General features: G+C 41.7%; 23 protein-coding genes and 5 pseudogenes. 10 read left to right on the top strand and 18 right to left on the bottom strand.

Features of this window, described 5'->3' with window-relative positions:
• Window positions 1–54: 54 nt before the first annotated feature.
• Entirely contained in the window at window positions 55–1,026 is a 972-nt protein-coding gene (locus tag B9G53_RS08560) for an ABC transporter ATP-binding protein (RefSeq protein ID WP_094531180.1), read from the bottom strand.
• Window positions 1,027–1,273: 247 nt separating this feature from the next.
• Between B9G53_RS08560 and B9G53_RS08555 the strand changes: the two genes are divergently transcribed.
• A complete protein-coding gene (locus B9G53_RS08555) occupies window positions 1,274–2,317 on the top strand; it encodes a hypothetical protein (RefSeq protein ID WP_094531178.1) in 1,044 nt (347 codons plus the stop codon).
• 86 nt (window positions 2,318–2,403) lie between these two features.
• On the opposite strand, the gene B9G53_RS08550 is transcribed toward B9G53_RS08555, so the two are convergent.
• On the bottom strand, window positions 2,404–3,300 hold the full coding sequence (locus B9G53_RS08550; protein WP_094531176.1) for an ABC transporter ATP-binding protein: 897 nt from the start codon (window positions 3,298–3,300) through the stop codon (window positions 2,404–2,406).
• Window positions 3,301–3,500: 200 nt separating this feature from the next.
• Window positions 3,501–5,921 carry an NACHT domain-containing NTPase gene (locus B9G53_RS08545; protein WP_094531174.1) on the bottom strand — a complete coding sequence of 807 codons (2,421 nt, stop codon included), beginning with the start codon at window positions 5,919–5,921 and terminating at the stop codon, window positions 3,501–3,503.
• A 120-nt stretch (window positions 5,922–6,041) separates the two neighbouring features.
• Between B9G53_RS08545 and B9G53_RS08540 the strand changes: the two genes are divergently transcribed.
• The 5 genes from B9G53_RS08540 to B9G53_RS28990 all read left to right on the top strand — a co-directional run bounded on the left by B9G53_RS08540 (window position 6,042) and on the right by B9G53_RS28990 (window position 9,007).
• Entirely contained in the window at window positions 6,042–6,749 is a 708-nt protein-coding gene (locus tag B9G53_RS08540) for an ROK family protein (protein WP_094531172.1), read from the top strand.
• Window positions 6,750–7,046: 297 nt separating this feature from the next.
• Entirely contained in the window at window positions 7,047–7,223 is a 177-nt protein-coding gene (locus B9G53_RS27985; protein WP_217901540.1) for a type IIL restriction-modification enzyme MmeI, read from the top strand.
• An 86-nt stretch (window positions 7,224–7,309) separates the two neighbouring features.
• On the top strand, window positions 7,310–7,753 hold the full coding sequence (locus B9G53_RS27980; protein ID WP_217901539.1) for a DNA methyltransferase: 444 nt from the start codon (window positions 7,310–7,312) through the stop codon (window positions 7,751–7,753).
• Window positions 7,754–7,784: 31 nt separating this feature from the next.
• Window positions 7,785–8,528, top strand: a complete 744-nt coding sequence (locus B9G53_RS08530; RefSeq protein ID WP_094531170.1) for a DNA methyltransferase — start codon at window positions 7,785–7,787, stop codon at window positions 8,526–8,528.
• Between the two features lie 20 nt (window positions 8,529–8,548).
• Complete coding sequence (locus B9G53_RS28990) at window positions 8,549–9,007, top strand: type IIL restriction-modification enzyme MmeI (RefSeq protein WP_369682999.1); 459 nt, start codon at window positions 8,549–8,551, stop codon at window positions 9,005–9,007.
• 150 nt (window positions 9,008–9,157) lie between these two features.
• On the opposite strand, the gene B9G53_RS08520 is transcribed toward B9G53_RS28990, so the two are convergent.
• A complete protein-coding gene (locus B9G53_RS08520; protein ID WP_094531168.1) occupies window positions 9,158–9,967 on the bottom strand; it encodes a sulfite exporter TauE/SafE family protein in 810 nt (269 codons plus the stop codon).
• 85 nt (window positions 9,968–10,052) lie between these two features.
• Between B9G53_RS08520 and B9G53_RS08515 the strand changes: the two genes are divergently transcribed.
• A complete protein-coding gene (locus B9G53_RS08515) occupies window positions 10,053–10,493 on the top strand; it encodes a helix-turn-helix domain-containing protein (protein ID WP_094531166.1) in 441 nt (146 codons plus the stop codon).
• Window positions 10,494–10,747: 254 nt separating this feature from the next.
• On the opposite strand, the gene B9G53_RS27285 is transcribed toward B9G53_RS08515, so the two are convergent.
• The 11 genes and pseudogenes from B9G53_RS27285 to B9G53_RS08470 form a co-directional block, all read right to left on the bottom strand.
• A complete protein-coding gene (locus B9G53_RS27285) occupies window positions 10,748–10,903 on the bottom strand; it encodes a hypothetical protein (RefSeq protein ID WP_176453151.1) in 156 nt (51 codons plus the stop codon).
• Window positions 10,904–11,114: 211 nt separating this feature from the next.
• Window positions 11,115–11,390: a hypothetical protein gene (locus tag B9G53_RS08510; RefSeq protein WP_094531164.1), complete on the bottom strand. Its 276-nt coding sequence runs from the start codon at window positions 11,388–11,390 to the stop codon at window positions 11,115–11,117.
• A gap of 15 nt (window positions 11,391–11,405) precedes the next feature.
• The gene (locus B9G53_RS08505; protein ID WP_094531162.1) at window positions 11,406–12,047 is read right to left on the bottom strand and encodes a hypothetical protein; all 642 of its coding nucleotides are present in this window, start codon (window positions 12,045–12,047) and stop codon (window positions 11,406–11,408) included.
• Window positions 12,048–12,436: 389 nt separating this feature from the next.
• Window positions 12,437–13,153: pseudogene (locus B9G53_RS08500) on the bottom strand (4a-hydroxytetrahydrobiopterin dehydratase); the annotation flags it as partial.
• Between the two features lie 193 nt (window positions 13,154–13,346).
• Window positions 13,347–14,351 (bottom strand): NADP-dependent oxidoreductase, encoded by a 1,005-nt coding sequence (locus B9G53_RS08495; protein WP_094531158.1) that lies wholly within the window; start codon window positions 14,349–14,351, stop codon window positions 13,347–13,349.
• Window positions 14,352–14,494: 143 nt separating this feature from the next.
• Entirely contained in the window at window positions 14,495–14,749 is a 255-nt protein-coding gene (locus B9G53_RS08490; protein ID WP_094531156.1) for a DUF6335 family protein, read from the bottom strand.
• 71 nt (window positions 14,750–14,820) lie between these two features.
• On the bottom strand, window positions 14,821–15,873 hold the full coding sequence (locus B9G53_RS08485; protein ID WP_094531154.1) for an NAD(P)-dependent alcohol dehydrogenase: 1,053 nt from the start codon (window positions 15,871–15,873) through the stop codon (window positions 14,821–14,823).
• 47 nt (window positions 15,874–15,920) lie between these two features.
• The gene (locus tag B9G53_RS08480) at window positions 15,921–16,613 is read right to left on the bottom strand and encodes a type 1 glutamine amidotransferase domain-containing protein (RefSeq protein WP_094531288.1); all 693 of its coding nucleotides are present in this window, start codon (window positions 16,611–16,613) and stop codon (window positions 15,921–15,923) included.
• 306 nt (window positions 16,614–16,919) lie between these two features.
• Window positions 16,920–17,028 (bottom strand): annotated as a pseudogene (locus tag B9G53_RS28985) (oxidoreductase); the annotation flags it as partial.
• Window positions 17,029–17,360: 332 nt separating this feature from the next.
• Window positions 17,361–17,837 (bottom strand): hypothetical protein, encoded by a 477-nt coding sequence (locus B9G53_RS08475; RefSeq protein ID WP_094531152.1) that lies wholly within the window; start codon window positions 17,835–17,837, stop codon window positions 17,361–17,363.
• 67 nt (window positions 17,838–17,904) lie between these two features.
• Window positions 17,905–18,531, bottom strand: coding sequence for a Uma2 family endonuclease (locus B9G53_RS08470; RefSeq protein WP_094531150.1), 627 nt, complete (start codon window positions 18,529–18,531; stop codon window positions 17,905–17,907).
• 171 nt (window positions 18,532–18,702) lie between these two features.
• On the opposite strand from B9G53_RS08470, the gene cobU reads away from it, so the two are divergent.
• Window positions 18,703–19,236, top strand: coding sequence for a bifunctional adenosylcobinamide kinase/adenosylcobinamide-phosphate guanylyltransferase (cobU, locus tag B9G53_RS08465; protein ID WP_094531148.1), 534 nt, complete (start codon window positions 18,703–18,705; stop codon window positions 19,234–19,236).
• Between the two features lie 374 nt (window positions 19,237–19,610).
• Here cobU and B9G53_RS08460 read toward each other — a convergent pair.
• Window positions 19,611–20,065: pseudogene (locus B9G53_RS08460) on the bottom strand (NADAR family protein).
• Window positions 20,066–20,263: 198 nt separating this feature from the next.
• On the opposite strand from B9G53_RS08460, the gene B9G53_RS08455 reads away from it, so the two are divergent.
• Window positions 20,264–21,667: a serine/threonine-protein kinase gene (locus B9G53_RS08455; protein ID WP_254923593.1), complete on the top strand. Its 1,404-nt coding sequence runs from the start codon at window positions 20,264–20,266 to the stop codon at window positions 21,665–21,667.
• Between the two features lie 214 nt (window positions 21,668–21,881).
• Window positions 21,882–22,237: pseudogene (locus tag B9G53_RS28845) on the top strand (IS5/IS1182 family transposase).
• Here the strand turns inward: B9G53_RS28845 and recG are convergent.
• Both recG and B9G53_RS08440 read right to left on the bottom strand, forming a co-directional pair.
• Window positions 22,205–24,658, bottom strand: a complete 2,454-nt coding sequence (gene recG, locus B9G53_RS08445; protein ID WP_094531144.1) for an ATP-dependent DNA helicase RecG — start codon at window positions 24,656–24,658, stop codon at window positions 22,205–22,207. The pseudogene B9G53_RS28845 and the gene recG sit on opposite strands and share 33 nt — an antisense overlap.
• 367 nt (window positions 24,659–25,025) lie before the next feature.
• A pseudogene (locus B9G53_RS08440) lies at window positions 25,026–25,313 on the bottom strand (transposase); the annotation flags it as partial.

The following is a 25,313-nucleotide window of genomic DNA, read 5'->3' as shown; positions in this document are numbered from 1 at the left end:
TCCCTTCTTCTCTTTGGGTTTGATAGGTTTTTATATAATGGGGCAATAACGACTTTAGTCTTTGTGGCGTGAAGCCTTAATTTGATCGATAAAAAATTCTTCGAGGGTTTGGCGGGCTAGCTCAATCGCGATCGCCTTTGCGCCAATACTCGCAATATAGGTCAGAAATTCTGGCAGATCCTTCGCTAATTGACCATGCCAAGTATCATTCTGGAAGATTAAATGCTCTAACCAAGGTTTTAACTCTTCCTCAGAGCCACCGCGCCCACTGACCTGATAGGACTGCTCTGTACCCAGTAACTCGTTTAATGTCCCCATCGCCACTAGTTCACCTTTGTTGAGGATGCCAATGCGATCGCAGATTAACTCCACATCAGACAAAATATGACTGTTAAAAAATACAGTTTTGCCCTGATTTTTGAGCATCAAAATAATTTCGCGTACCTGATAGCGACCAACAGGATCGAGTCCAGACATTGGCTCATCAAGAAACACAATTTCGGGATCATTGATCAAAGCTTGGGCGACCCCGATCCGCTGCACCATACCTTTAGAATATTGGCGCAGTTGCTTTTTCCTTGCCACTGATTGAGATAAACCGACAAGATCTAGCAAATCAGCAATACGTTGACGACGTAAAGATGGCGCAACCCCAAACAAACTACCAATAAAATCAAGCAGTTCCCATCCTGTCAAATAATCGTAATAGTAAGCATTTTCAGGTAAATAACCGATTGACTGCTTAGCGGCGCGATCGCCGAGGGGATATCCTAAAATTTCACCAGTTCCTGATGTGGGCTTCACAATACCCAATAAAATCTTTAATAAGGTGGTTTTGCCTGCCCCATTTGGACCAAGTACACCAAAGGTTTCGCCTTGACGAATGGTTAATGAAAAATCCTGTAAAGAACTAATTTTTTGATTTAACCAAAAGCCAGTACGATAAATTTTGCTCAAGCCGTCCGCTACAATAGCGTTGCTCTGAATAATCTGTTGCTGAGATTCATTAGTCAATACTTCTACCATGGCTACCGATCTAAAGCTGCAAAGTTCATGCTTTAAAACACTATTTTAACGTCAGTTCGGGCTAATTTAAAAATGGGGATAATCTTGATGTTTACAGTTTAAATTCAGCTTTGAGACTCTAAATGATTTAGGATTGCTAAATAAGCTGAATTTGGGGATAAAGATAAAAATCGTTACTTTACTAATAGAGATGTATTAATAGATAACCTATACAATGTAATGAAACAAGGCTAGATAGCGCCCAGCTATGAGTAATATTTTTTTGCTGCCACCAAACCTAGACAAGAAAGAGCGTTTTGCTGCTTCTTGGGAATATTTGCTAGAAAATATTCAAGACTTAGGTCAGGATTTCGTTGACTTTTTAACACAGCGATCGGGCAAGCCAAGTTCAACCTTTGTTAAAGCTGTTAGCTATCCTTCTTTTACGTCAGACATCCAACCTGACGTAGTTTTAGAATGTCAAGATTTTGATATTCTCTGCGATCATCGTTTGGAAAGTGAGTTAAACAAGCTTTCTCTAGAAGCATTATTCATTTTGGCTAAGTCTCAGACTAAACAGACTTATATAGCAGTAATTAGCAATAGTTATTGTCTAATCGAGCCTGAAATTTTAGCTAGTGATTCAGCAAAACAGCATTATCTACAGCCCCACGATGAAGTAAATTCATCTATGCCATATTTTTGTTGGCAAGATGTATATGCTTTGGTAGCTCAAAAGCCAGATCGCCTTGCCCATGAGTTTTCAGAATATATGCATTTCATGGATATGCAACCTTGGCAACATAGTCAATGGGGGGAGCTATTTCTTAATCCTGATGTGGCAAAAACTTTTAGTCAGCAATGGGCGAAAACAATTCATTATTTCCAAGAAATGAAGATTGAAGCGAAACCGAGTGGGTATAGTGCCTTAGAGGTTATTTATCCTTTACCTTGGTTACAATTGCTTTATATCTATGCAGCGCGATCTGTAAGTCATAGCGATCTCCATTCTGTGAGTCCTTATCTGGTCGCGACAATTTGGATTAAGGGGGACGCGAAAACTCAGATTCAGGCTTTTCATGGTATTTCTGATCGCTTTACGCTATCAGACAATAATCATATTACGGTCGAGATTAGAGCAAGTCTTGCAGATGGTCTATGGATGATCAAAACTGGTAGTCGTCCCAAACTAGCTGCGACATATTACACATCACTCGATCGCCTTGTCGCATCAGATTCTAAGCAAATGCAGCAAAATCTGTTGGCTTTTACTAAGGCAGTCTTTACTCATGCTCAGAGCATAGAAAGCTAAAGGCTTTTAGGCTTTTGAGCATAAGTAAAGACTGCGGCTCTAAATAGCCACAAAAGTGACGGCGCTTTGCGCCGTCACTTTTGTGGCTATTTAGAGCCTTGGGTAACTTCCACGTAGATATTTTCAAGGCGGACTGGTTGGCGCATAATTGAGTCAATTGTGATGCCTTCAAAACATTCTAAAATTTCTTTCAGCTCCATTACCTTGGGTAGCCAAAAAGCTAAATCCCGCCCGTAGTAGCGATAGGCGAACCCCAACTCGATCGCCCTAGCGATCGCCAAATCTTCAGTGGGTGTACAAATAATCGCAATTTCTTTAGCAGGGACATGTTGACGCAGTTCTTTGAGACTCCCTTCTGCAAGCAAACTACCTTGTTTAATAATGCCAATTCGCTGACAGAGACGCTCGGCTTCTTCGAGCATGTGGGTAGTCAATAAAATGGCTGTATCTTGACTTCTAAGTTTACGAATCAATTCCCAGACTTCATAACGAGCTTCAATATCCAGTCCTGTGGTCGGTTCATCGAGTACGACTAATTGCGGCTGATGCACAAGGGCGATCGCCATGCTCAGACGACGTTGCATTCCACCACTCAGAGTATCGGCAATACTTTTAGCGCGATCGCCTAGCCCCACTAGTTCTAAGCAGTACTGAGCTTGCTTGCGACAAGCTTCATTACTCAGTCCATAAAGCTGCCCAAAAAACCGTAAGTTTTCTTCGCAGGTTAGGCTCTTATAAAAAATATTTTCCTGAGGAGCCACGCCAATCAGCGATCGGGTTGCACTTGATACCTGTAGCTCATTCATTGTGACAAAGCCACGATCAGCTTGAATCAAACCACACAAAATACTAATCGTAGTAGTTTTACCAGCTCCGTTTGGACCTAGTAACCCATAGACTTCGCCTGCCTGAATAGCAAAACTTAAGTCCTGTAAAACTTGCTTCTTTCCATAAGATTTACAGATTTTGCGAACTTCTAGCACAGAATATCTATCTCTTTAAAGTAATGATTAAAGTATAGCAATCGCGATTAAAAAACCACCAAAGAAGAAACATCGCTGTTTCTTCAAACCCAAAAGAGTAATGGCGGCGCTTCGCGCCGCCATTACTCTTTTGGGTTTTGATTGTCAAGGATTGCTATATACCAACACCCAAAATGGCGTAGCCATTTTGGGTGTTGGTATTAGTACTGTAATATGCTGTACTCACCCTGAGGCAGTAACAATGTAGACTCGATTTGACTCTTGACTAAGGGGCTGACATATTCAGCATTATTCAAGCACTCGATCAAAAGCTTGTTAGCATCATGATATATTCGCAACACGTTAAGCTGATTGTCACTGAACTGCCATTCTTGCGAACTTTTACGGTGCTGAACGATTAAATTCCGTAATTTTTTTGACCAATCTAAACCCTTAGCTTGCCACCATTTCGCAAAAGTCTCTCGATTTTTAGAAGGATCGGGAAATTTTTGACGCAAAAACTGTAAGCCTCTTTGGAGATCTGGCTCAAGTATGCAAGCCAACTCTAAAATAGGATGATTAGCAAAATATAAAGCCAAGTCCAGATTGAGTGCCAGATTAATTGTATAGTCGATATCCACCTCTGTTTCCATTGTATTTTCATTGCCCAACGCTTTACTGCGAGCGCGTTCTAAGGATCGGGAATGAGCGATATCTAAGGCGCGGGCGCGATCTAGCGATCGCGTATTTTCTAAATCAATATCTAAATATAAAGCCCGAATCGTCACGGCTTTGTAAGGGGTTTGGATCTGAATTGACTGTTGATTAACCCATGTCAGAAATGACTGCAATTGCGGATCTTGACTCACCAATTCATCAATTTTGCGTTTCATCATCTTTAACATGTAATCGGCTTGCTGGGAAATACTAACGGTCATCACGATCACACCATGCCAACGCTTAAGGTATATGCGCTCGAGCAAATATTTTTGAGCAGCACTAGGCGTACTATTGGCAATTCGATAGGCGGCAAGATAATCATGCAATGTCGTATGGGTGAGGGCATAAATTCCTTTCGCACATTCAATCAATAAGCTATGTTGCCACTTGAAAATCTGAAAAATCTGATCATAATTAATTGCCAACTTGGATAAGTTGTGACTGGCTGCAATACAGTCCTGAAAGTCATCCTCAAGTTGATTGTTTTGCCACACATAACCATGGCGATCAAGCGACACGATCGCTACATAGGAAAGTAAGTCTAGTTTTTGAGAAGTTGATAATGCTTGATTTGGAAAACTAGACAAGCATTTAGTCTGCTCCCATTTGGTCAATAGGAGATTTAGTATTTCTTGATAAAAGTTAGGTTTAAGATATTCATAACTGTTAAAGACAGTACAAAGATGCGTTAGTAATAGAGGGTTACTGGCTATTTCTGCTAATGGTTTATTTGTGGCAAGTAATTGTTGAAATTTTTCATTTTTTTTCGGCTTGTCAGAGCAAGTAGTTTGAAACCATTTACTAGCAAATGTGCTAATTTGTGATTCTTCAAAAGGTGCTATTTCTACTGTCGAAAATGACTCTAAGATATGACCATAGATCGGATTACGTGTGGCAACTACGAAGCGATTCTTAGGATAGCGATCGCTAAATCTCAAGATTTTTTGAGCAATTTCTGCACGATGTATTTCTGGTAGATCATCTAACTCGTCCCAAAGCAATAATAGGCGTCCTTGATTTACTAATTGATCTAAGACTTTGGGATCTAAAAATTCATCGGACAATCCATAATTAATCAGTTGTTGCTTTAACCATAAAAGCGGATCACCAATATCAGGCAACGAAACAAGCGATCGCAAAGGCAAAAGTAAAGGCAAATATTTAGGCAAAATATTACCTGTGATACATGCCATTGACCAATATTTAAGTAATGTCGTCTTTCCTGAGCCTAAACCGCCAACCAACAAAATTTGTTTAGATTCTTCTAAAGCTTGATTTGCGGGAATTGTGGGCGGATGAAGTTTGTCTAGATAAAAGCGATCGTATTGCTCAGGAGATACATTTGCAAAAGCTTCATTGAGATCAAGATGTTGACTGCTTGGTAAAGTAGCAAAAACATTAGTCTCTGTATATAAATTATGTAAACAGAGTGGAGTATTCAGATCAATTATTCTGAGGCGATCGCATTGACGGACCAACGCAGACGAGATATTTTTACGAATTGTTTGTAATGATTTGTCAAGTCCAAATTCAACACTTTTAGGTAAGCTATCACTTGAACTTTGAGAAGTTTTCTCTATAGTTAGATTATTATTTGAGTTGGCGATTGGTACAGCATTATTAACTGTAACAATGCTGTTAGTAGATGCATTAGGGGGTTGAAGATTTGAGGTTTCTATGTTTTCTATCGACTTTTCTATCGATAGATCCTGCACGGGGTTTATCGAAATGTTTAGCTTTCCACAAACTAAATCGTAGGTATTGCGATCGACTATTTCTCCATTCAAGAAATTCTCGACTAGTTGCACAGCCAAACTAAGCTCACTCGCCAACTGTAAAGGCGTGTATCCTCTAAGGGTGAGTTCTTCTTGTGCTTTGCTAAGGATATCTGAAGATGCTCTTAGCATTAAGGCTGCAACCATATTTTTAACCCCTATTTTGCTAACTTCATCAAAAACTTGCTTTAATCAATTCTATTAGTTGTGGGCGCAAAGCGCTCGCAACCTCATTAACCTATTATCTAATACGAGAAGTCTATTCCTGTGAGTTTTTTAACATTAGCGATTGATGTGGGTGGAAGTAGTATCAAAGCGATCATCTTGCAAGATGATGGTACTCCAATCTCAAGGCGATCGCTTATTTATACTCCCCATCCTGCTACCCCAGATATTATTGTAGCGACCCTAATCGACTTAATCGCCAAACAGGGAGAATATGATCGTATTTCCATTGGGTTTCCTAGTGTGGTCGAGCATGGGGTGACAAGGGGCGCAATTAATTTACATGCTGATTGGGATGGATTTCCTTTGGAGGAAGTACTGCACAGCCAACTGGGTAAACCGATCAGGATTGCTAATGATGCCGATGTGCAGGGATGCGGGGCGATCGCGGGGAAGGGCGTAGAGTTAGTAATTACTTTAGGTACTGGGTTTGGATCATCACTATTTTTTAATGGCAAGCTATTACCAAATCTGGAACTAGGTCAGCATATTTTTGTTGGCAGTGAAACCTACGAAGACTGTTTAGGACAAGCATCTCTAGATCAAATTGGTGCGGAATTGTGGAATATCCGATTGCTAGAGGCGATCGGCACGCTCTATAAATTATTTAATTACGACAAACTTTATATCGGTGGTGGCAATGCTCGCTTAGTTACCTTAAATTTGCTACCAAATTTGATGGATAAAGTCGCGATCGTTTCCAATGATTTAGGACTTATCGGCGGACTTGCCCTATGGAAATCTAGTTAACGTAAGTAGGTTGTTGGAATTAAATGTAGGATGTGTTAGCGATCGCGTAACCCATCATCTTTGCCCAATAGATGCATTAACGCATCCTACAAATAATTAAGCCTTTCTACTTATGAATGCAGTCGAAATTGAATTGGTTGGTGGGGTGCTGCAACGCAATAATATTCATCTGAAGGTATGTGAGTTGGGTGAGGTGGGGGCGACGTTGACGGCGTTGCGGAAAAGTTCAGCCACGACTAACACAAGGCGAAGTTTATTCTGGCGACCGATGGTTTGGACTTTGAGGCGGAAAATCCGGTGGATGGGGAGACGATCGCCTGTGCATATTCAGACTTTGCGGATCATTTTGGCTTTTTCTTGCCCTTGACAGGGATTACGACGGTTAAGCAAATTCGCGAAAATGCCTTTGATATTAAGGCGACGGGGCGGCTGAATCGGCTTTATGTGGAGTTGTTGAAGGATAATCCTAATTAGGACAAGGGCGATCGCCTTGAAGATTTTAATCACTTTATGGCGCGGTTGATTTTCTGCTTTTTTTGCGGGGGATACGAATATTTTTCATGGGGGATGGGTTGTTTACGCAGGCGATCGCGCAGATGAGTGATGGTGAAAACACCCATGAGGTTTTGGCGGAGTTGCTTCGGGCGATGGCGATACCATTACAGGAGCGCGGGGCGTTGGGGATGCACTATACGAGTGTGCCGAATATCCTGAAGGTGCTGAATCCGTTGTTTCTTGATGATCTGCGCACTCAGCTTGAGGCGGCGGGGGACAATGGGCGGAAGTTGTTAAATTTGCGGCAACCGTTGGCGAAGATTCGGGTGTTTGATCCTGCTTGTGGGTCGGGGAATTTTTTGGTGATTGCGTATAAGGAGATGCGATCGCTTGAGGCGGAAATCAATCGGCGGCGGGGTGAGGCGGATCGCAAGTCAGATATTCCGTTAACCAATTTTCGGGGATTGAGATTCGCCATTTTGCAGTGGAGGTGGCGCTGTTGGCGTTGATTATTGCGGAGTATCAGTTGTATTGCGGTAAATGTTGTCACTGGCGGAGTTTTTGCCGTTAAAGAGTGATAATTGGATTACTTGTGGGAATGCGTTGCGGTTGGATTGGTTGAGTCTGTGTCCGCCAACGGGGAAGGGGGTGACGGTGCAGCGTGAGGATTTGGATTTGTGGCAAGAGACGCGGGATGAGGCTGAGATTGATTTTGTGAATGAGGGTGGTGAAACTTATATTTGTGGGAATCCGCCATATAAGGGAAACGCAAAAAAGACTACTGAACAGAAGGAAGATTTGCAGCCCCTTTTAAATCGAGAAGTCGATAAGTGGGGCTTATTAGACTATGTATGTGGTTGGTTCTTTAAGGCTTTTGAATATTCCCAACATACTAAAACCCACTTTGCATTTGTAGCAACTAACAGTATTGCCCAAGGTCAGCACGTTTCAAATTTTTGGAAATCTCTTTTTGAAAAAGGTTTGAAATTTACTTTTGCAGTCAGAGCGTTTAAGTGGAGTAATTTGGCGAGAAATGATGCTGGAGTAACTGTTGTGATTGTTGGCGCAGGTTATACCACAGGAAGTCTGATAATATTTGATGGAGATATTCAGATCAGCAAATCAAATATAAATGCATATTTGTTGCCCCATGATGACTTTTGGGTAGCTTCTACTAATAAACCACTTTCATCGATTTCAAATATGGTCAAAGGTAATTACTATGGACTTTCAGAACATCTTATTTTTAATTTAGTAGCTAGAAATGCTTACCTTCATTGTTGAAAGATGTAATCTCAAATGGTATGTTTAAGCGACCTCATCAGTTCCGAGAAATGAACAGCGCAACTAATAGATTTTTTGCGTTCCCAGTTGTTTCTTCTGAAAATCGAGAATACTTGCCAATTGAATTTTTGAATAGAGAGAGTGTTGTATCAAATAAGTGTTTTGCTCTCTACGATGCCCCACTCTGGAACATGGCACTTATCGCCTCTCGCCTGCATTGGGTCTGGATCGGTACAGTTTGCGTGCGGCTAGAAATGCGATTCTCTTACTCCAACACCCTCGGCTGGAACACCTTCCCCGTCCCCTCCCTCACCGAACAAAACAAAACCGACCTCACCCGTTGCGCCGAAGACATACTGTTAGCTAGAGAGCATTATTTCCCCGCCACCATAGCGGATATGTACGATCGCGACAGAATAGACAGTGAATTCTGCAATAAGTCAAGTGCGATCGCATCACAATCTATCTCCTCAAGGTAATCGCTATAACTGTGAGTCGCGATTTTTAGGTGATCACTTAATAATTATTGGTCTTTGCGATCACCTAAAACTTCTCCGAACTCAACAAAGCTAATCATTTTTACTTACCTAATCTCGGCTAGAAATAGAATAAATACTCATACTTCTAGTTCAAAATTTAACAAATGAGCGTAGCATCATTAAGCTTAAGATAAGTGAGATAACTGCAAATATCTTTTTCAAATAAGCTTCGGGCAAACGATGTGAGCAACGAGCACCATAAGGAGCAGCAATAGAGCTGGCAATCGATATTGCCAAAAATGCTGGTAAGTAAATGAATCCAATAGTATAGGGAGCGCTCAATGTCTTAGACCAGCCGCTAATCATGTAGCCAATCGTTCCTGAAATAGCGATCGGAAGTCCAATTGCGGCTGAAGTGCCAACAGCTTTTTTCATGACGATATTCTTATAGCTCAAGTAGGTAACTGTCAGAAAACCGCCTCCCACTGCGGCTAGTGCAGATATCGATCCGATCGCAACTCCAACTGTCAGTAATCCGCGAAATGTAATTGGTTTCAAGCTAGGTTTCGGTTTCCAATTAACAAACATTTGCACTGCTACAAGCGCCATGAAAAGTGCCATGAAAATCGCAATATAAGCTGATTTGAGGTTTGCCGCGACTTGGGTAGTTAGTAAAGCGCCTAGAATAATTCCGGGAGCCATGCCGCTAACAACTTTCCACACTACAGCCTTTCGAGACGCATGTGCGCGAATACTTGCGATTGAAGAAATGATCATGCACATCAATGACGTTCCTAAGGACAAATGGACGACTTCATCTCCACCGATACCTTGGTAAACAAGAAGTGATGCTAGGAGAGGAACCAAGATTCCACCACCACCAACACCGAGCAAGCCTCCCATAAAACCGACAAATCCGCCCAACGCGATGTATAACAATATCCATTCAATATTTAGCATAGTTTTTAGCTCATAAAATCTTGTATGAGGCTACAATACAAGTTCAAGTTAACTTGAAGTCAAGTGTTAATTTCAAAGTGACATGATGGATATATCTGAAGTTGCAAAGGCATCAGGATTGCCCGCCTCAACGCTACGCTTTTACGAAGAGAAAGGGCTGATTCAGTCCAATAGTCGAAGTGGTCTACGTCGTCAATTCAGTGAAGATGTTATAGATCGGCTGGCTTTAATAGCTTTGGGACGAAATGCTGGTTTCTCTCTAGATGAGATCGCCGAAATGTTTACCCCTGAAGGCGTTGAAATTAATATTGCACTACTTTCAGCTAAAGCAGAGGAGTTGGATAAGAAAATCAAGGAACTGACCTCAATGCGTGATGGGCTTCGTCACGCAGCGGTTTGCAAAGCGCCAAACCATTTTGAATGCCCAAAATTTCTTCGACTTCTCCGCATTGCGGGCAAAAATCGGTCTAGACAACCAAATCAATTGCAGAAAAACAAGCTTGGACGAGGTGAGCAGAAAACATAAAACAGATGAATTTTAATGTTCGCAGAGAGACATAACTTTTAGTCTTATAGCAATGGTAGTTTAATTATTTTATTGAGGGAAAATTTGCCGTAGATTCTACTTTAATTCAAGCGCGATCGTATCAACAATCTATCTGCTATAAGCGATCGCTTCAACAATACATTTTCTAAAGGTTTACTGAAGGCGATCGCTTAATTTTATGAATGAATTGATAGAATACGCTACAAAATGGAACTGAATGAATAGAACTAAAATCACAGAACTCGTTGAGAGAATCTATATTTACTAAGAGTTTCTGTTCCCCATAACCAAGTTATGGCGATCGCTGTCATAGCTAATAAAACAGCAAAGATAAATGGATCATAGTGCGAACCATTGCTGGGGATTAGATACGGGCTTATATTAATCATGGCATGAAAGAGAATCAGCGCAAAAACACTTTTATTGGTATTGGGCCGGTAACATAACCACTCCAACCCAATTCTTCAGCGATCGTACCAATAAAATAAACAAGGAAAAAAATAATAACTAACAGAAAAGGTATTGGAGGTTCTGACAGTATTTCACCTGTCATCTTCAAGTACAAATAAGAAAGTGCTGCTATGGTGGGCATGAGCAAAACTACAGGTATGCACCATTTTTTGTCTTTGATTTTTGAAAGTCGAAAGATAGTTTTAAGAGTTCCTTAACTCTCTGAATTTGTTGTTCTTTATAAACAAGAATTGCGGCTGCTAATAAAGGACAAAAAGTCATTAATGCGCTTATTGGAAGTTTTATAGGAAGTGTTTGAGTCAAATCCCTAGTTACAGCACCCAGTATCCAAAAAGGAATTGATAGCAACAAAACTAACAAGAAGAATTTGATTGGTGATTTATTTTCTGTTACCTTGTTTTCCATATTAATCTTCTATCTTCAAGGTGTTTGAGTACTTACTTCAGAATCTTTCTTGAACATAATGGCAAGTAGTAACATTAATAAGGGTGCTGTAATTCCCCAAGGAATTGCAATAAGAAGTAGCTTCTCCGTAAAGTTTGGATAGAAATAAACAAATACAATCAAAGGTGTAACAAGACTATGAACTAAGAAAGAGTATCTGACCCACCTTTGAAATCCCTGCTTCTCAAATATAGGAATAGCAAATAAGGTTGCGAATCCCATAAATATGTATCCAATTGCATCAAAGTCCCAAAAGAGGGAGTGCGGAGTTTGTCTGAGAATAAGAATCTCGTCTGAAGTTCCTTGAAGTGTCATCGGAATTACCGTTGCTAGTTGAACAACATAATTAGCAGTAACGAATGCTACATACAAGACTGTAAAGATAAGAGCCGCATGACTCCAAAACTTTTTCTCAGTTGGAGCTATATAGTGAAGTGCCAGCATTTCCAGCAAAAAAGGTATGACTATACAAAGAGAAAATCCATAAATTAAAATCTCATCCAATGGATAACTGAGAACATCAAAAAGCTGTAACATCTGAACAATAACAAATGCAACTGTTGAAAAAAATGCAATAAATCCTGACCAAAACCCAACCTTATGGACTGTTTTATTCATGTTTTATCTCTCTGAAATACCTATAGAGTCTAGAGTTATTCATAATAACTTCCTAGATCTGGATTATTTCATTAGATTCAGATATCTACATCTTAATCCTTTCGTAATATAGCTTTACACGAATTGTTATCATACGCCTTTAACCTATAAATTGAATGAATTGTACTAAAAATCTGATAAATCTTGACAAGAATTACTTTGGTTTGAATATAGCTGTAGTCTCAAATGTTAGAAAAATTTAAAAGCCTCTCACTTCTAGCATAGTTCTAAAATTAAAATCTATAGCAACGCAAGAGACAGCTAGAACCAAAAAGATGAGTGGCGGCGCTTCGCGCCGCCACTCATCTTTTTGGTTCTATGTCCTACGCAAAACTTACATTGCTATAATATTAGAACTTGTCAAAAGTTATCCAATCTTGAATATTTTCAGTTTTCAGCACTGACTCAGCGTGATCGATTTCAGTATCAGTTCCTTCTATCGCTACTAAGTAATTTCCTTGCGCCAAAAGATCGCTGTAATGTTTAGACTGTTCCTCTGAAATACCAGCACCGATCGCACCTCCTAGCAATCCGCCCGATAAAGTTCCATAGAAGGCTCCCGTTGCCATTCCCACCAATAAAACCGCACCACCACCTGCGGGAAATGCTAGGGTGGAGAGTCCTGCAACGACCCCACCGACAACAGTTCCTAAAACGCCAGCATCTAAAGCGCCATGTCCGATTTGAGTACTGGTGCGATCGCGAGCAAACTGTTTTTCAGACTGCACGACTGGCTCAATTAAACCGCCTATGGTTGGGTCTTCTGAATTAAGATGCTCGACAACTACCGAAACTTGATTCATGGGAAATTCAGTCTCTCTGAGTTGCGCGATCGCTGACTCAATACTTTGGCGATCGGGAAATATACCGATCGCATTTTTGTGTTGTAACACCATGTCAAATATCCTTGATTTAAAATTGCTTATTCCATTTACATCATGGGTAGCTAGATCGATTACTACACGATTGTAGACATTGAATAATTCGGGATGATGATCCATTTCATCAACAGCAAAAGTGACCTTAGTCATAAAGGTAAAAGCATCAACAAAGCTATCAAATTTGAAAGTTCTATTTAACTAAATACTTTCCACTCAGGTAGTTTTGCGATCGCAGTTGTAATCTCTTTGTCTGTCAATTTTGCTTTAGGCATCGAAAACACTTAGGGAATCAGTTGATAGAGCTACTGTGACATGCGATCGCTTGATTTCCTGAATGAATTGATTGAATAAGATATAAACCTTCACCCAATCCTGATCCCTAATCTAACTTAACGACCATCTTGCCAATATTTTTACCAGCAAAGAGTCCGATAAATGCGCTCACGGCTTGATCGATGCCTACCACTACGGTTTCTTTATTCTTCAGTTTTCCATCTCGGAAATAACTGCCAACTTCTTGTTCAAATTTGTCCTGAAGATCAAGGAAGTCACTAACGATTAGTCCTTTCATCGTCAGGCGTTTAGTGATCATATTAAAAAGATTAGAAGGGCCTGCCTGTGGACTTTCTTCGTTATAGCCAGAGATCCCGCCACAAGCGATGATCCTGCCATAGGTGCGTAACACGGAGAGGGCAGCTTCCAGAGTTTCACCACCGACATTATCGAAATAGACATCAATGCCATCGGGAACTGCTTGGTTTAATTGTTCAATGATGGGCGCAGTCTTGTAATTGAATGCGATATCAAATCCACATTCTTCCTGTAAAAATTTGACCTTTTCCGCAGAGCCTGCTGTTCCAATCACCCGACATCCACGCAATTTGGCAAGTTGTCCAGCAATACTGCCCACTGCGCCTGCTGCTCCCGAAATAAAAATCACGTCACCATCTTTGACTTCTACTAAATTCAATCCAGCCCAAGCGGTCATACCCGTCATACCCAATGCGCCAAGATAAACTGAAAGGGGTTGGATGTCTGGACTGACCAGATGCAACGCTTTCGGTGCAGCGATAAAGTATTCTCGCCAGCCCAAACTGGAAATGACAACATCTCCCTGCTTAAATTCCTTAGCATGGGACTCGATCACTTCTCCGACTGCTCCGCCGTCAAGTGGCTTGCCTAGCGCAAAGGGCGGAACGTAAGATTTCCTGTCGCTCATGCGACCACGCATATAGGGATCGACGGACATATAGAGATTGCGAACAAGTACTTGTCCTTCTTGCAGTGGTTCTAATTTGGTTGTAGCGATCGCAAAGTTCGCTGCGGTTGGCATCCCGTTGGGACGCGAAACTAATTGAATTTCGCGGCTCATGATATCTGTCATAATTTTTTTCCTAATGATTCGTTTAAGCAAGATTTACAGCGCAAAGCGCTCAAACCCGAACCAAGAATAAATTTGAAAGCGTTGCTTCGCAACGCTTTCAAATTTATTCTTGTGGTTCGTTTGATCGAAAATAGCTGTAATGTTTAATCAGCCGATGCGGGATCTAGTTCCCAGCGATCGCGATCGCGCTTTAGGAGCATTTCTTCAGTAGCAAGGGGTGTGTCATCATCTACTTCAATCCCTACTGCTTTCGCCATTTCTTCCATGTCATTGCGATCGGGAACTGCGGTGCTACCGCCAACGGCTTCATCACCATTTACTTCGGCTCGATAGGCATCATTCTCAGCGTCGTCGGTTGAATCTGCACCTTTTAATGGATGCGATTGTGGGTTTGTCATACATTTTCTCCTTTGAATTTAAGCATTTATTTGCGATTAAGAATAAAGCTTCAAACTGAACTAGCGATCGCTTATGCAGTCTGTTTTAATGAAGCCATATCAATCACGAAGCGATATTTCACGTCGCTTTTCACGAGGCGATCGTAGGCTTCATTGATGTTTTGGATGGGGATAAGTTCGATATCGGCAGTAACGTTGTGCTTACCACAAAAATCCAGCATCTCTTGGGTTTCTTTAATACCGCCAATCAGAGAGCCACTGAGACTGCGCCGACCAAAAATCAGGCTACCCACCGAAAGCAAAAGCGGCTCGGGTGGAACTCCGACTTGAGTGAGGTTTCCGTCCCGTCTCAACATCAGAAGGTAAGCGTTGATATCATGCTTTGCAGACACGGTATCGAGAATGAAGTGGAAACTATTTAGGTGTTTCTGCATCTCGTCTGCATTTTTAGAATTGACGACTTCATCTGCTCCGAGTCGCAGCGCATCTTCAACTTTGCTTGGTGAAGTAGTGAAAACCACGACATGAGCACCGAGAGCCTTCGCCAATTTCACCCCCATATGTCCTAGCCCACCGAGTCCCACCACGCCCACTTTCTGACCCTCGGTTACATTGTGATAGCGCAAGGGCGAATAAGTCGTAATCCCCGCGCACAGCAATGGAGCAGTTGCCGCAAGATCCAAATTCTCTGGAATTTTCAGTACAAATTCTTTGTCCACTACAATGTTTTCGGAGTATCCACCGTAGGTGGTTCCGCCAGTATGTTTGTCGGGAGAGTTATAAGTAAAAGTCACACCTTTTTCGCAGAACTGCTCTAGATTGTCCTTGCAGTTGGCACAGGTACGGCAGGAATCGACCATACAACCCACCCCAACCGTATCGCCTTCCTTAAACTTGTTGACATCTTTGCCAACTTTTAGGACTCGACCAACGATTTCGTGACCGGGGACGCAGGGGTAGGTAGCAGGGCCCCAGTCGCCACGGACGGTGTGCAAATCGGAGTGACACACGCCGCAATAGAGAATTTCGATCTGCACATCATCATTGCCAAGATCGCGGCGTTCAAAGCTAAAGGGCGCAAGGGGAGTTATGGCATTTTGGGCAGCGTAGGCATTCGTTTGCATTGGTTTTTCTCCTGATTATTTGGATTATTTGTTTGGATAAACTTATTCTAGGCACTAGCAAGCAGACTGAGCTGTTCCAGTAGCTCCTTCGCGGCTGGTGCAGAAGATGCGGGATTTTGCCCAGTAATTAGTAGTCCATCTTTAACAACATGGGGCTGCCAGTCAGCTACTTTTGAATAATTCCCACCATTCGTTCGGAGCATGTCTTCAACTAGAAATGGAACAATTTCGGTTAATCCAGCTGCTTGCTCCTCTGTATTGGTAAAGCCTGTGACTGCCTTACCTTGGACAATGGGAGAGCTGTCGAGACCCTTAACATAACGGAGTATGCCAGGAGCATGACAAACAAGGGCGACTGGTTTACCTGCGGCTAGCATGAACTCGATAAGATCGATGGAGGATTTGTCTTCAACTAAGTCCCAGAGAGGGCCATGACCGCCAGGGTAAAATACAGCATCAAAATCGCCAGCGGCAACCTCGCTTAATTTAAGTGTGTGTGCGAGCGCGGACTGGGTTGCGGAATCTGCCTTGAAGCGTTGCGTGTCTTTAGTCTGGGAATCTGGGGTATCGCTCTTAGGATCGAGTGGCGGCTGACCACCAAGCGGTGATACTAGGGTAACGATCGCACCTGCGTCTTTAAACCTGTAGTAGGGGGCGGCGAATTCTTCAAGCCAGAAACCAGTTTTTTTACCCGTATTACCAAGCCTATCGTGGGAGGTTAGCACCATTAATATTTTCATTTTGAATCCTTTGATTACTTTGATTTTTTCAACTAACATGAATTCGACGATCGCTTAGAATAGCGTTATTTAAATGCCTTGACTAAAGCTTCAAACTAAACTAGCAAAGACTTGTCATGTTGATAGAACTCCTAAAAAAAGTTGGTTTATCTGGCTAATATCAATTCGCGAAAGTGTGACAACACTTTTGTAAATTAAAAACTAAACCCAGTAAGGATTTTTAAGTTAATAAATGGCGTAGGTAGACATTTTTTAACTTGGTATAAAACCGTGATGAAATACTGTGTATGGTGAGATATCTTGAATTTAAAGATCCTGTTTGGTTGGACGGATAATCATTGCATTCACATCAACATCACTAGGCTGCTCGATCGCAAAGGCGGATCGCATGGGCAATTGCATCAGCATCAATAGCGATCGCTTCACCTAGCCCACTGCTGGCTCCTGTGATAACTACTACTTTATTTTTAATCTCAGACATATTTAGTCCTTTGCTTTACCTTGTATATTCACAGTGTTTTTCTCAATAAATTGATTAAGAAAAAGCACATCAACAGAATTCAGTTAACTATTTAACTATCCAGTCTTCTTTTCTCACTGTTACAAGCGACTGTTCTATTTCCTGAATGATTTGATTGATTACGATACAAAAGGTAAGCAAACGGCTTTTTCTTTACATTAAACTGTGTACACTAGATATTCATCAACGGGGTAAGTTTTCTTGGCAAGTTGAGTAACCATCATGCTTTAACGCCGATCGCGTCCTGATAAAATTTGTTTGAAATATGGCTTGGTAGAAGTGAGGCATTCTTGCAGTTCAGGCGATCTCTCTGTGCTTACATCACCATCTCGCTTATACACCAAGCCATCACGCACAAAGCGTCCCACCAATTTACCGAAGGTAATCTGATCTCTTTTGAAAGCATATTGCTGAATGGCAAGATTATTTACGCCTTGCAATGTATAAACTTCATAATCAATCCCTGTTTGATAGCGAGGAATCTTGAGCTTGAGTGAAGCAATCATTACGCCATTGGATGAGGAGCCACTATAACAATAGCGATCGCTCTCACTTGTGGGATTAGCCTGTTTAAAAATACTGATATAGCGGGAACCACCTCCCCAATAAATACCTTCTTCAAGAGCTTGGACGGAGTTAACTGTAATAAAGTTAGAACTAAAACTAAGGGCGATCGCTGCTATACCGTACAAAACTTTTTTCATATTTTTTATCTAGAGGGCTATTCAAACATCTTTAAAGATCTATAGGCGGCACTTCGCGCCGCCTATACTATGCAAAAATCTGGGATATTAGACAAGAAAACTCTGGCAAAAGTGGCGAGGTGAGCGTATCAGTTTCAAATAAAGTCATCGCTAGTTTGAGTACACCATTCTCACGCCGATAAACTTGCATTTGCTTGGCTCGCCAATCTGCAATCCAATATTCCAATACCCCATGATTTGAATAAAGCTTCAACTTAACTTGGCGATCGCGTTTTTCATCATCAGTTCCCGCCGATAGCACCTCGATCACCAGTTCAGGCGCACCGCGAAAATATCCCGTGTCATCGATTAAATCTGCATATTTCTCCTTACTCATCCAGATCACATCGGGAATGACATCATCATTGTTACCAAAGATTAATCCTGCTCCAATCTCTGCCTCACCCAAATTTGTTGCCCGTGACCAAATATCCAAAACAGTAAAAAATCTACCACAAGTTTTTTGATGCTTATTATGAGGCGATCTGGTCACGTAAAGTTCTCCATTAATAATTTCATAACGGCTGTCGTTGTCGGGCATCAGTTCTAAGTCAGCACTAGTCCAAAGCATTTGCTCTTCTGGCTTGGGGATAGATACTTCCGTAGCAATGGAATTGTTTGCAGTTTCAGATGTAGCAACGATCGCTTGAGTCATGATGGAATCTTACAATGAGCGATATCATAATAGTATAGCAATTCGTCAGGATCACTGATTAGACGGATTATGGGATTGCACAGATTTTAATTTTTTGTAATCCATAGACTCATCCGCAGCACATAGCGCTGTAAAATCTGCGAAATCTTTCAATCCATATAATCCGTGATCATGATTAGTTTAGTAACGGGCGCAACTCGCTCAGGCAAAAGTGAATGGGCAGAACATCTAGCCATGCGATCGCAAAAAAATGTAATTTATATCGCCACAGCAACTCGTTATCCCGATGATGCAGAATGGGAAGCACGTTTACAGAAACATAGCGATCGCCGTCCTGAAAATTGGCAAACCCTAGAAGTTCCCATTGAACTAGCCAAAAGTATTTTAGAGATCAATAGTGATTCTGCTTATGTTCTGGTGGATTCCCTTGGAACTTGGTTAGCAAATCTTTTAGAAGAGAGCGAAGAGTCGTGGATAAAGATTGAGAATGAATTGTTAGAAGCGATTCAAGTATGTGCAGTGGATATTATATTTGTGTCTGAAGAAGTTGGCTGGGGAATCGTTCCAGAATATAAGTTAGGGAGAATATTTCGCGATCGCCTTGGTGGTCTGAGTCGCAAAATTGGGGCGATCGCTGGTGCTGTTTATCTAGTCACAGGTGGCTATGCAGTTAATCTCACCCAAATTGGCGAAAGATTACCCTGATTTTATTCTAATAATTACAAAACCAAACCCGTAAAGTTGCACCCCGCAGGGGCGCAACTTTACGGGTTTGGTTTTGTAATTAATTATGCCCATCTACTTAGCTTTTGCCCAAACATCGTTGCGCTTATCTCATGGCTGTTTCTATTCTCCTACAGCAATTACCGATCAAACGAACCATAGAATATTTTTGAAAGCGTTGCAAAGCAACGCTTTCAAAAATATTCTGTGGTTTGGGTTTGAGTGCAAAGCGCTGTATATATTTACTCGTTACCTAATGAAGAAATAATCAGAGCATGAATATTGAGTAGCGGCTTACAGGCAAAAGTAGAGAAACTTTGCAAATAGATAGTTAGATCAGAAAGAATGTGATCAAATTAATTTTGATCCGTATTAGTTGTATTTTGGATTTGAGCGCGGACTTCTTGCAAAATTTTGCCTAGATATTTTTCCCAGAGCCATCGGCTCCACAGCCCCAATAGTAATCTCCTGGAGCATTTTCCACAATTTCCTCATTACCTGTAGAAATCAACAGCGATTTTAATTGGGCATGAGTTTGGAACTTCTTGAGAACAGCCCTACGCGTCACATCGTCTTTAATATCTTCCCAATCTTCGCGCAGTGGAACTGAGCGACTGCGACCCAAATTTGCGGCTGTTTTAGGATCGGGAGCCTGACGTATTTTTTCTTGATACGCCGTATCTAAAAATTTTTGAGCCTGAAAATAATGTTCGGTAGTTCGCCACCATTGACCATCTAACTCAATGCCAAAGGGAGCAAAGTTTGAGAACTCTGAATAAGCTTGATTGGTTGTGTAGAAATAGATTGTCATAATAGCTTGTATGGGGATAGGCGGCACAAAGCGCCGCCTATCCTTGCCTTTTTAGCACTACAGTGAAATGTACTGAAACTGATCGTACTCCTTATCTAAGGGGTTGACGAAAATAGCGATACAATTGTTTAAGCAAGAGTAGACTTTGTAGAGCATAATTTATTGTGTAGTTCCACTTAAAACGGTGACTTAAAAAAGATGATAGAAGAACTGCATCAGATTGGTGATATTGTTCGCGATCGCTACAGCATCATCGCCGTACTAGGGCAGGGTGGAATGGCGACCACCTATGCAGCAATAGATCAACTGAGTAACCAATCTGTAGCAATGAAAGTATTGTCTTTACATCAAGCTAGTCAATGGAAAGTGATTGAATTATTTGAACGGGAAGCTAAGGTTTTAGCTAGTCTCGATCATCCCCAGATTCCTAAGTATCTTGATTATTTTCATATTGATTTGGACAGCGATCGCCGATTTTATCTAGTTCAAGAATTGATTGAAGGCGAATCATTGGCGGCGATCGCTCAGCAGGGTGAACGGATGACAGAAGCAGAAGTTAAAGAAATTGCTACACAAATTTTAACTGTACTTTGCTATTTGCACGAACTATCGCCGCCCGTTGTGCATCGCGATATTAAGCCCCAGAATTTAATTCGTCGTCCCAATGGAACGATCGCCCTTGTGGATTTTGGCGCAGTCCAAGACGCTTATCGCCATACGATCTCAGGGGGGAGTACCTTTGTCGGAACCTATGGCTATATGGCTCCTGAGCAATTTCGCGGACAGGCAACTTGTGCATCAGATTTGTATGGACTAGGCGCAACCTTACTATTTCTGCTCACTCAGAGACTCCCATCGGAACTGCCCCAAAACCGCATGAAAATTGATGTCCGCGCCTGTACTAATGTTTCATCAGCATTTGCTGATTGGTTAGCAAATATGGTCGAACCTGCAACTGAAGATCGCTTTAATTCTGCACGTATAGCATTGGAAGCGTTGGAAGGTAGGGGTACTAACTATCAACTGGTGAATAATTACATTGCCTCGTTAAAAGCGTCAGGAGAAGTCGAAAAAGCACAAAAACTCAAGCCTCTAGATACAAGAATTCATTACGAAAGAACAAGCGATCGCCTCACCTTTAAAATTCCTAGTCTTGGTTTTCGTCCTCTCACATTGTTCTTTGGAGGTCTAGCAATTCTTATTTATTGGGGTTTAGATAAATTTATTTTGCCTTACCTGAATACCCTTGGACTGATCTCTCAAATTCCTTTGGGCTTTGCAGCATTTGTGGTGGGAATGATGTTTTTGATGTGTGCTTTGTTATTTGGCTACGCGCTGATTGGCAATATTTTAATTGAAGTGAATCGCCAAACTTTTGAGATTGCATGGTATTTATGGGGAATTCGTGTGGGTCGTGAGCGTGGCTATAACTCAGAAATTACGCGCATTGGTATTGTTGATACCGTGTCAAAAAATGGTCAAAAAAGTACGCATTATTCGATTTGGAGAGGAGAAAAGCAACATAGTTTTGATTCAATTTTGATGGAAAAAGAAGAAATGGATTGGATATTGGGTGAAATATTAAGTTTTTTAAGCCAATAAACCCCATATAAAGAGAGGCGGCACGAAGTGCCGCCTCTCTTTATATGGGGTTTACAGCAATTACCAAGCAAACAAACCAAGAAGGGTGTGACCAAAATTTGATGTAGGAATTAGAGAGAAACCATAGCGATTGATTTTAGACCAGAATTGTTGCCAACGGCCTTTGGTATAAGTCAAAGTTCTAAGTCTCTTCTTTACCCTTTGTACGAAGGCCATTCTGTCCGATGACAAGGCTTTGATTGAAATGGTTGCTCAAAATATCGACTACTTTAAATCTAAACCTGCGAATATTCCCAAAATAACAGTCATGGTTGATCATGGCTACCATCCTGACAAGTTAATCCCTGCCTTAGAGGAGATTTATCCGCAGATTATGACCAAGATTAGGTTTAAGGCTGCACCGAGTCGAAGCAGGAGAAAAAGACTTTGGGTATATCTGGGTTTGTGGTCATTCCTATGCGTTGGATTGTGGAACGTTCCAATGCTTGGATGGATCGTTGTAAAAGTCTGGTCAAAAACTTTGAATCAAGTCATTTTTTATGTGAAAATTGCTCCACCCTGCAAACGTAGATAATGCATCTCAAATTCTGCTTTTAAGGCTGGGAAATGCTCCAATGTGGCATCTTTTTTAATAATTCTTTCCGCCGCTTCACGGGCTATTTGGAAAATCTCTTGACGTGCCGCTTCATCAGGCAAACGATCCTCAATCGAGAAACCTGCATGACCAGATTGTTCTGTCCCTTCATCTTTGCCCTTGCCGCGCATCTGGAAATCACGCTCAGCAATAAAAAAGCCATCCTGTGACTGTTCAAGAACTTGTAAGCGCTCTTGCGATGTCTGAGATTTAGAGCCGCTTAGTAATAGACAATAGGACTGCGCCGCGCCACGCCCAACTCTCCCGCGTAACTGGTGAAGCTGGGCAAGACCAAAGCGATCGGCATGTTCGATGAGCATGACTGAAGCATTGGGAATATCTACACCGACTTCAATCACCGTAGTCGCTACCAGAATTTGGGTTTCACCTCTCCGAAAAGTATTAATCGCCTCATCTTTTTCTGCCGAAGACATTTGACCATGTAGTAAGCCAATTTGGAAGTTAGGAAAAACTACATTTTGCAGATGCTCCCGTTCTTGGGTTGCTGCCTTAATATCTTCCATTTTCTCAGACTCTTCCACCAGAGGAAAGACAATATAAGCCTGACGATCTTGAGCTATTTCACGCCGAATTAAATCATAAGCATCTTTGCGTTGCGAAGGTTTCAGTAAGACAGTTTGAATCGGTTTACGTCCGGGGGGAAGCTCATCGATGATGCTGACTTCGATTTCGGAGTTAGTGAGATAGAGAGTGCGCGGAATGGGTGTGGCAGTCATGATCAATACATGGGGGTCATTGCCTTTTTGCAAAAGCCGCGATCTCTGATCTCTGCCAAACCGATGTTGCTCGTCAATTACGGCTAGTCCTAGACGCGCAAAATTTACGCCATCTTGAATCAAGGCATGGGTTCCAATTACCAAGGGTAATTCGCCTGTTTCCAATTGACGCAAAGTTTCACGGCGTTTTGCTGTTTTTGTGGAACCAGTCAAAATTTCCACAGGCAGATTTAGCTGCATAAACCATTCCACAATCTTGCGATAATGCTGCTCGGTGAGTACCTCCGTCGGAGCCATCAGCGCTGTTTGGTAGCCAGCCTCGATCGCTGTTAACAATGCATATACCGCCACAATCGTTTTACCTGAGCCGACATCGCCTTGCACTAAACGGTTCATCGGTGTTTGACCTTGCAGATCAGCCCGAATTTCGGCAACCACACGCTTTTGAGCATTTGTTAATTCAAAAGGAAGGATTTTTTCGAGTTGGACGATCGCTTGACTTTGGGGTACAAAATGAATTGCTTTCTGCTGTTGACGGCGATAGAGAGAAACAAGGCGACGATAGAAATATTTATCGAAGGTTAACCGAATTACGGCTTGTTCTAGAGTTTCGCTGGTATCTGGATAATGGACTTGGGCGATCGCCTGTGCCAAAGGCATCATTTTGTAATCATTAAGAAAGCGATCAGGCATCGGATCGGAAATCTGTGATACGGCGGGTAAACATTGCGCCACAAGGCGACGGATGGCTTCGGGTGTGATGCCTTCTGTAAGCGGATAAACTGGCACGACGCGACCGACAGTTTTGGACTGGATTGTATCTTGCGTATGTTCGAGAACTTCCACTTCATAATTCTCTAAAGTCAAACCATATTTGCTCTGTTTGACCACCCCTGAGGCCGCAACTGTACAGCCTTGCGGATAAAGTTTTTTCTGTGATTCTTGCCATCCACGATTGGAGTAGCGTTTGCCAGTCCAGAATCGGCTAAGTTTTATCTGCCCCGTATGGTCACGTAAAATAATTTCCACAATCGTAAGATTGGGATTTTTAGGACTAGTAAAACAGCCAAATTTCTTAATTGTGCCGATTACGGTAACCGTATCACCATCTTTAAGTTCACGAATGGGAATCTGGCGCGCGTAGTCAATATGATCGCGAGGATAATAACTGAGAACATCGCGCACCGTATGCAAATCGAGGAGCTTAAACTTTGTTGCCATAAATGAGCCAATACCTTCGAGGTTTTTCAACTCGGTATCAGGCAATATTTTTTTGGCGGCTTTGGGTTCTGTAGCGGAGATAGCCTCAGTCTTGGGTTTCTTGATCTTGGGGGCAGCGTTGGTTTCTGCTATTTCACGGCGACGTACTTCGTAGAGCAAGCGACGAGTTTCGGCAACTAGATGTTGTCTGCGTGATAGGGGTAAATCACTATATTGAGCATATTGTTTAGCAAGGGTTTGCGCTTGGAGGCGATCGCTCATTTCCCAGTCTTCAGGAATTTCTTTTAAGCTCACATTCAAAAAATCTGCAAACAAAAATTGCTTTCCCTGTAAGTTGGAAAAGCCTTTCTCAGCCTCGATACTCAAGGCTTGTTGCAAACGATTTATATCCAGTGGCACAAGTTAGATTGTAGGCAATAATTTTATGCAGATTGTCGTTAAGAACTCATTTAAGAATTGTAGTTTTTGCCCCTAAATCTTTAAACAAGATTTTTAAGTATTATCTAATTCTTAAATAGGTTCTAATCCCTATATTGCCATATATTGTACTTTTCAATCCTATCTGCTTTAACCTCCTTCTCACCATTAGAGTTTGTTTGAGAAATTAAGCGAGTCGTTTGAGGAGAATATGAATTATGCCAACATAGAAAAAATCTTAGAAGTTTCAGGCAAAAGTTTGCAAAAGATTACTCTAAGTTTACAGACCCTATTAAAAACCTCAGTACAATTATGGAGACTGTCAAGTAGATTGTGTAAAGTCTAGGAGCTAGAAGTGGAGACGATCCTCAAAGAGGATAGCAAAGCGATTGAGGGCGGGTTTCCAATCACGAATCGAGCCTTGTCCATTTCTTAGAAATATTCCGCATCGCCAAATAGACCAGCTTAAAAGCAGCCTCATCAGAGGGGAAAATCTGTTGAGATTTAATCACCTTCCGCAAACTGCTATTCATTAAACTGCTATTCATTGACTCAATCGCATTGGTGGTGTAAATCGCCCTGCGAATCTCAGGAGGGAAAGCAAAGAAGGGGATAATATTCGCCCAATGATTGCGCC

The sequence above is a fragment of the Pseudanabaena sp. SR411 genome, from assembly GCF_002251945.1.
Taxonomy (GTDB): Bacteria; Cyanobacteriota; Cyanobacteriia; order Pseudanabaenales; family Pseudanabaenaceae; genus Pseudanabaena.
Note: the sequence above shows the minus strand (reverse complement) of the source record. Positions and strands in the feature narration are given on the sequence as shown.